Origin of the sequence: Lacisediminihabitans sp. (assembly GCF_043726815.1) — a bacterium.
GTDB lineage: Bacteria > Actinomycetota > Actinomycetes > Actinomycetales > Microbacteriaceae > Lacisediminihabitans.
The window spans coordinates 1-7,407 of sequence record NZ_JAYSJZ010000033.1 but is presented as its reverse complement, the minus strand read 5'-3'; the positions used below and the strand labels follow the sequence as shown (position 1 = coordinate 7,407).

The following is a 7,407-nucleotide window of genomic DNA, read 5'->3' as shown; positions in this document are numbered from 1 at the left end:
GATCGTGACCGGGCGCAATCGCTCGCCGACAGGGTCGGCCGGGTGGACGTGCACACGGATCTCGACGAGCTGCTGGCGCGCGACGACATCGACGCGGTGGCGGTCGCCACGCCGGCGCGAACCCACCACCCGGTGGTGCTCGCGGCGCTGCGGGCCGGCAAGCACGTGCTCGTGGAGAAGCCGCTGGCCGACAGTCGAGCCCGCGCCATGGAGATGGTGCGCGAGGCCGCGTCCCGAGGCCTTGTGCTCATGGCCGACCACACATATTGCTACACGCCGGCGGTGCTGAAGATTCGCGAACTCATCGCCGAGGGAGCCCTGGGCGACCTGCTCTTCATCGATTCCGTTCGCATCAACCTGGGACTCATCCAGCCCGACGTGGATGTTCTCTGGGACCTGGCCCCGCACGACCTCTCGATCATCGATTTCGTGGTGCCGGGAGGGCTGAGGCCGGCAACGGTCTCGGCCCACGGGGCGGACCCGCTCGGTGCGGGCCGCGCGTGTGTGGGTTACCTCACCTTCCCCCTCCCGAACGGAGCGATTGCCCACGTGCATGTCAATTGGCTCAGCCCCACCAAGATTCGTCGCATGGTCATCGGGGGCACCGCGCGCACCCTGGTCTGGGACGACCTCAACCCGCAACAGCGCTTGAGCGTCTACGACCGCGGGGTGGATCTCGACCAGCAATCGGTGGATGAGGTGGATCGTCGGTCTTCGACGATCTCCTACCGGCTGGGCGACACCTGGTCGCCGGCGCTCCCCGAGCACGAGGCGCTGAGCCTCATGGCCACGGAGTTCGCGACGAGCATTCGGGAGAAGCGGCCCGCTCGCACGGACGGTGAGGCGGGCCTGCGGGTGCTCTCCGTTCTCGAGGCGGCAACCAGGAGTCTCGAGCACGCCGGCACGATGTGCGGCGTCGAGACCTACGAGTCCCTCGCGGCGGTGTCCCGGTGACCGCGCTGCAGGGGGCGGACGTGCTCGTGACCGGCGGGGCGGGAACCATCGGGTCGACGCTCGTCGACCAGCTCGTCGCGGCGGGCGTGGGCCATGTGGACGTGCTCGACAACTTCGTGCGCGGACGCCTGGCGAACCTCTCCGAGGCACTCGAATCGGGAATCGTGCGCGTGGTCGACGGTGACATCCGTGACCGGGATCTCGTGCACGACGTGACCCGCGGAAAGGACCTCGTCTTCCACCAGGCCGCGATTCGCATCACCCAGTGCGCGGAGGAGCCCAGGCTCGCGCTCGAGGTGCTTGTCGACGGGACCTTCAACGTGCTGGAGGCGGCAACCGAGCACGGTGTGGACAAACTCATCTCGGCATCGAGTGCGTCCGTCTACGGCATGGCCGAGCAGTTCCCCACCACCGAGCGTCACCACCACCACAACAACGACACCTTCTACGGCGCTGCCAAGTCCTTCAATGAGGGGATGATCCGCAGTTTCCGTGCCATGAACGACCTGGACTACGTGGCGCTGCGGTACTTCAATGTCTACGGACCCCGCATGGACGTGCACGGTCTCTACACGGAGGTTCTGGTGCGCTGGATGGAGCGCATCGTGGACGGGCAGCCGCCGCTCATCTTCGGAGATGGCAGCCAGACCATGGACTTCGTCTACACGACGGACATCGCTCGCGCGAACATCCTCGCGGCAGCGAGCGATGTTCGAGACGGCGTCTACAACATTGCAAGCGGCACGGAGACGAGCCTCCTGCAACTCGCCCAGGCGCTCCTGAGGGCCATGGATTCCGACCTCGCCGTCGAGCACGGCCCCGAACGCGCCGTGAACGGCGTGGTGCGGCGATTGGCCGACACGACCGCGGCCCGCACGGACTTGGGCTTCGAGGCGAGCGTCGCCCTCGAGGACGGCCTGCGCGAACTCGTCACCTGGTGGCGGCCCCTCCGCGAAGAGATCGCGGCCGGCCGTCCCGAGGTGTCGGTATGACGCGCATCAACGTGATGAAGCCGTGGCTGGGCACCGAGGAGGCGGATGCCGTGGCGGACGTGATCGCCTCCGGCTGGGTCGCGCAGGGTCCCCGGGTTGCGGCCTTCGAGGCGGCATTCGCCGAGGCGATGCAGGCCGAGCACGCTGTCGCCACGTCGAACTGCACGACGGCGCTGCACCTCGCCCTCGTCGTGGCCGGAATCGGCCGGGGCGATGACGTTGTCGTCCCCTCGTTCTCCTTCATCGCGACGGCGAACGCGCCGACCTATGTCGGCGCCCGTCCGGTCTTCGCCGACGTCGATCTCGCCACGGGAAACGTGACCGCCGCAACCATCGAGGCCGCGATCACGGACCGCACGCGAGCCGTGATCGTGGTGGACCAGGGCGGGGTGCCCGTGGACCTCGACGCGATCCGTGCGCTCACCGACCCCCGTGGAATCGTGATCATCGAGGACGCCGCCTGTGGCGCAGGGTCGACGTACAAGGGACGCCCGGTCGGTGCCGGGGCCGACATCGCGGCCTGGTCGTTCCACCCGCGCAAGATCCTCACCACCGGTGAGGGCGGGATGCTCACCACCTCGAACGCCGAGTGGGCCGCGCGCGCGCGTCGGCTCCGCGAGCACGCCATGAGCGTGTCGGCCGCGGAACGCGCCGCCAGCGTGATCGCCCCGCCCGAGGAGTACGGCGAAGTCGGATTCAACTACCGGATGACCGACATGCAAGCCGCCGTCGGTCTCGTGCAGCTCGGCAGGCTGGCCGAGGCGGTGGCGCGCCGCCGCGAGAACGTGGCGACCTACACGCAGCAACTCGGAGACGTATCCGGGCTCCGCATCCTGCGTGACCCGGAGTGGGGAACATGCAACTTCCAGTCGTTCTGGGTGGAGGTGCTGCCGGAGTTTCCCCTCGACAGGGAAGGCCTTCTCGCCCACCTCGCCAACGACGAGATCTCGGCCCGTCGTGGAATCATGGCGTCCCACCGCCAGCCCGCCTACCGCGAGCGGGACACGGGCAGCGCCGACCTCGCGGTCACCGAGAGGCTCACCGACAACACCCTGATCCTGCCCCTCTACCACCAGCTCGAGGCCGACGACCTGCAGCGCGTCGTCGCGTCGATCCGATCGGCAGCCGGGGGTTGAGATGGAGGACATAGTTCTCGTCGGCGCCAGTGGCCTGGCGCGCGAGGTGATCGCGCTGCTGGCCGAAAGCACGAGCCAGCGAGTGGTCGGAGTGATCGACGACAATGCGTCGGCGCTGGGATCCGGCTTCGGAGGAGTGCCAGTGCTCGGGACGATCGAGGATGCGATTGTGCCCGGAACCCGAGCCCTGCTCTGCGTTGGAGCCGGAAGCGCCCGCGAGCGCATCGCGGGGCGGCTGGCCTCGAAAGATATTCTCCAAGCGGAATATGCGACGGTGCTGGACCCGAGCGTGCGGAATCCCGGACGCTGCCCGATCGGGCCCGGCTCCATCCTGCTCGCAAACGTGACGCTCACCGCCGACCTCACCGTCGGGGCACACGTTGTGATCATGCCAGGCGCGACGATCACGCACGACGACGTGATCGAGGACTTCGCCACTCTAGCGGCGGGGGTGTCGCTCGGCGGAGGGGTGCGGATCGGCCGCGGCGCGTACCTCGGAATGAACTCATCTGTGCGCCCGGGATCGACGGTCGGAGCATATTCCACACTCGGCATGGGTGCCGCGCTCCTGTCCGACCTGCCCGACCACCAGACCTGGGTCGGAGTGCCGGCGCGCCCGATCGCGGGCCGCGACCACGTCGGACCGCAGCTGGTCCTCAACCGAGAAGGGGGAATCGCATGACCACCGTTCCGATGCTCGACCTCGCCTGGCAGCACGCACAGATCGCTGAGGAGGTGCGCATCGGGTTCGATCGCGTCCTCGCGGCAACGAGCTACATCACGGGACCCGAGGTCTCCGCCTTCGAGGCGGCGTTCGCCGAGTTCTGCACCGTCGACCACGTTGTGGGGGTGGGCAATGGCACCGATGCACTCGAGCTCGCCCTCCGCGCGGCGGGTGTGCGACCCGGGGACGAAGTGATCGTCCCGGCAAACACCTTCGTGGCGACCGCGGAGGCCGTGGTGCGGGCCGGCGCGACCGTGGTGTTCGCCGACTGCGACGAGAACTTCCTTCTCGATGCGTCGAAGCTCGCTCAGCACATCACTCCGCAGACCCGGGCGGTGATCGCCGTGCACCTGTACGGCCAGACCGCCGATGTCGACGCCATCCGTTCCGTCATCGGCGACGACATCGCGCTCGTCGAGGATGCCGCTCAGGCGCAGGGCGCGAAGTACCGCGGCCGTCGGGCGGGCTCGCTCGGCGACGTCGCCGGCACGAGTTTCTACCCCGGCAAGAACCTCGGTGCCTACGGGGATGCCGGCGCGGTCATCACCGCCTCGTCCGCAATCGCGCAGTGCGTACGCGCGCTCGGCAACCACGGGGGAATCCACAAGTACGAGCACCTCGTGGTCGGCACCAACTCCCGCCTCGACTCCCTTCAGGCGGTGGTGCTGAGCGCAAAGCTGGCGCGGCTGGACGACTGGAATGCCGAACGCCGTCGGCTCGCGGCCCGCTACAGCCGGGCGCTCTCGGAGGTGCCCGGCATCGTCACTCCGGCGACGGTGACCGGAAACGACCACGTCTTCCACCAGTACGTCGTGCTGGTCCCGCAACGTGACCGCGTGCTCACCGAGCTCGCTGAGGCCGGCATCGGCGTCGGCGTACACTACCCCCAGCCCGTGCACCTCGTGCCGGCATTCGCCTCACCGGGACATCCGCGCGGCTCCTTCCCGGTGGCCGAACGGCTCAGCGAGCAGATCCTCTCCCTGCCGATCTATCCCGGGCTCTCGGAGGACCACCAGGACTACGTCGTCGCCCGCCTCGTGGAGGCGGTGGCGGCGCTCGCGCCCCTCCCCGACAAGGCGACAGCCGGGGTGTGATTCCGATGCCACGGCACAGCGCGAAAGAGAAGCAGGCCCGGCAGAAGAAAGCCAGAGAGGATCACACGAGGCGCGTGCAGGCGAGCGATCGCGGCAGGTCTCGTGGGGAGAACCCCGGCGCCTCGCGAGCCCTCGCCTGGAGCTTCGTGAACACTGCCGTGTCCCGACTCGGCACGCTCGGAATAGGAATCGTGCTCGCGCGGCTGCTCGGGCCCGAGGCGTTCGGCACCTACGCGGTCGCGTTCGTCGCGCTCGCAGCGGTGCTCAGCTTCAACGAACTCGGGGTGAGCCTTGCGATCGTGCGTTGGCCGGGGGACCCGAAGGCCATCGCACCCACGGTGACCACGATTTCGATCTTCAGCAGCTTCGTGATCTTCATTGCCGGCTACTTCGCGGCCGGCCCGTTCTCGGCAGCAATGGGGGATCCCGGCGCCAAGGACGTCGTGCGGCTCCTGCTGCTCAGCGTTCTCGTGAACGGGGCGGTGGCCACTCCGGCCGCCGGACTGCAGCGGGAGTTCCGGCAGGGCACCAGAATGATCATCGACCAGGTCAACGTCTGGGTCGGCGCGATCATCTCCGTCGCCCTCGCGGTGGCGGGCATGGGCGCGATGAGTCTCGCCGTCGGCAGGATCTCGGGAACCGTGATCTCGGCCGGCATGTTCATCGCGTATTCACCGTTCCCGTACCGGCTCGGCTGGGAACGCGAGCACGTGAGACCCCTGCTCCTCTTCGGCCTGCCTCTCGCCGGAGCGAGCATCATCGTGTTCGCGGTCGGGTACGCCGACCAGCTCGTTGTCGGCCACCTCCTCGGCGCGACCATGCTCGGCTTCTACGTGCTGGCGTTCAACCTCGCGAGCTGGCCGGTGAGCATGTTCTCCCAACCGCTGCGCAGTGTCGCGCCCGCCGCCTTCTCGCGGCTGCAACACGCGCCGCGCGAGATGAGCGACGCCTTCCTGGCGTTTCTGCGAGTGCTCGCGGCCGTGGCGATCCCCGTCTGCTTCTTCCTCGCCGGGTCGGCCGAGCCGGTGATCCGCTTCGTGTACGGGGCGGCGTGGGCGCCGGCCGCCCAGGCACTCAGCTGGCTCGCCCTACTCGCGGCCTTCCGCATCCTCTTCGAGCTTGCCTACGACTACCTCGTGGTGTTGAAGAAGTCCGGGTCCCTGTTCGCGGTGCAGGTGGTGTGGCTCGTCGCCCTCGTGCCGGCGCTGCTCGCGGGCGCCTGGCTTGCCGGCATCGCGGGGGTGGCGCTGTCCCAGGTGCTGGTCGCCGCGGCCGTGGTGTTGCCGATCTACCTGTGGCGTCTTGCCGGGTCAGGGGTGCGCCTGCGGGCTTTCGTGTCGAGAATCTGGCTTCCCGTGCTGCTCGGAGCCGGCGTGATGGCGGCGGGTGCCGCGCTCGCGATGCTCGTCGTGAACTCCTTCCTCGCCGCCCTGTCTGGCGGTCTGATTGCGCTGGCCGTGATCGCCGTGCTGCTCTATCTGCAGCGGTCCACTCTCCGCTCCCTGCGCGGCTTCGGGGTGCCCAAAGAACCGGTCGCCGCGCCCGTGCGCACCGACGACGTGCTGGACAGGAGCTGATCCGGATGAAGATCCTCGTCTACCCGCACGACCTCGGCCTGGGCGGCAGCCAGCTCAACGCGATCGAGATCGCGGCCGCGGTGAAGAAGCGCGGGCATGAGGTGGTTCTCTTCGGTCGCCCGGGGGCCCTCGTCGCTCGCGCGGAACAGCTCGGACTCGAATTCCTCGAGTCCCCGAAACCGGGACGTCGCCCGTCGCCCCGAGTGATCGACGCGCTCACCGACCTCATCGACTTCCGCGGGTTCGAGGTGCTGCACGGCTACGAATGGCCCCCCGCCCTGGAGGCGACGGTGGCCGTCCGCCGGCGCCCGAAGAGCGCGGTCGTCAGCACCGTGATGTCCATGTCCGTCGCACCGTTCATCCCCCGGACCGTGCCCTTGCTCGTGGGCACCGAGGAGATTGCGGCGGCCGAGCGCGCGGCGGGGCGCTCGCGAGTGGGGGTTCTCGAGCCTCCGGTCGACCTCGAATTCAATCGAGTGGGCGCGGATGTCGGTGCCCACGAGTTCCGTGAGCGCTGGGGCATCGACGACTCGCGCCTCACCGTCGTGTCGGTCACCCGCTTCGCGCACGAACTCAAGCTCGAGGGCACACTCTCGGCCATCGACGCCGTCGGGTCGATCGCCTCCGACATCCCGGTGCGCCTCGTCCTCGTGGGCGACGGGCCGGCCAGGGACGAGGTGGAGCGCCGGGCGCGGGAGGTCAACGACCGCGTGGCGCCGGGCACGGTCATCCTCACCGGTCAGCTGGAGGATCCGCGCGCGGCCTACGCCGTCGCCGACGTCGCTCTCGGGATGGGCGGGTCTGCCCTGCGTGCTCTCGCGTTCGAGAAGCCCCTCATCGTGCAGGGCGAGGGTGGGTTCTGGAGCCTGCTCACCCCCGACAATCTGCATCAGTTCCTCTGGACCGGCTGGTACGGCGTCGGATCGTCGC

General features: G+C 68.9%; 7 protein-coding genes. All 7 read left to right on the top strand.

Annotated features, from left to right (window positions below; translation table 11 throughout):
* Positions 1-954, top strand: a 954-nt coding sequence (locus tag ACHZD8_RS03520) for a Gfo/Idh/MocA family protein (RefSeq protein WP_394768760.1), incomplete at its 5' end; no start/stop codon positions are given.
* Positions 951-1,946: an NAD-dependent epimerase/dehydratase family protein gene (locus ACHZD8_RS03515; RefSeq protein ID WP_394768759.1), complete on the top strand. Its 996-nt coding sequence runs from the start codon at positions 951-953 to the stop codon at positions 1,944-1,946. The genes ACHZD8_RS03520 and ACHZD8_RS03515, both read left to right, overlap by 4 nt.
* Positions 1,943-3,082: a DegT/DnrJ/EryC1/StrS family aminotransferase gene (locus ACHZD8_RS03510; RefSeq protein ID WP_394768758.1), complete on the top strand. Its 1,140-nt coding sequence runs from the start codon at positions 1,943-1,945 to the stop codon at positions 3,080-3,082. Before ACHZD8_RS03515 ends, ACHZD8_RS03510 begins: the two co-directional genes overlap by 4 nt.
* Position 3,083: 1 nt before the next feature.
* On the top strand, positions 3,084-3,764 hold the full coding sequence (locus ACHZD8_RS03505) for a NeuD/PglB/VioB family sugar acetyltransferase (protein WP_394768757.1): 681 nt from the start codon (positions 3,084-3,086) through the stop codon (positions 3,762-3,764).
* A complete protein-coding gene (locus tag ACHZD8_RS03500) occupies positions 3,761-4,900 on the top strand; it encodes a DegT/DnrJ/EryC1/StrS family aminotransferase (RefSeq protein ID WP_394768756.1) in 1,140 nt (379 codons plus the stop codon). The genes ACHZD8_RS03505 and ACHZD8_RS03500 overlap by 4 nt, the downstream gene beginning before the upstream one ends.
* Before the next feature lie 146 nt (positions 4,901-5,046).
* Positions 5,047-6,477: an oligosaccharide flippase family protein gene (locus tag ACHZD8_RS03495; protein ID WP_394768755.1), complete on the top strand. Its 1,431-nt coding sequence runs from the start codon at positions 5,047-5,049 to the stop codon at positions 6,475-6,477.
* Positions 6,478-6,482: 5 nt separating this feature from the next.
* The coding region (locus ACHZD8_RS03490) for a glycosyltransferase (protein ID WP_394768754.1) at positions 6,483-7,407 on the top strand (925 nt) is incomplete at its 3' end.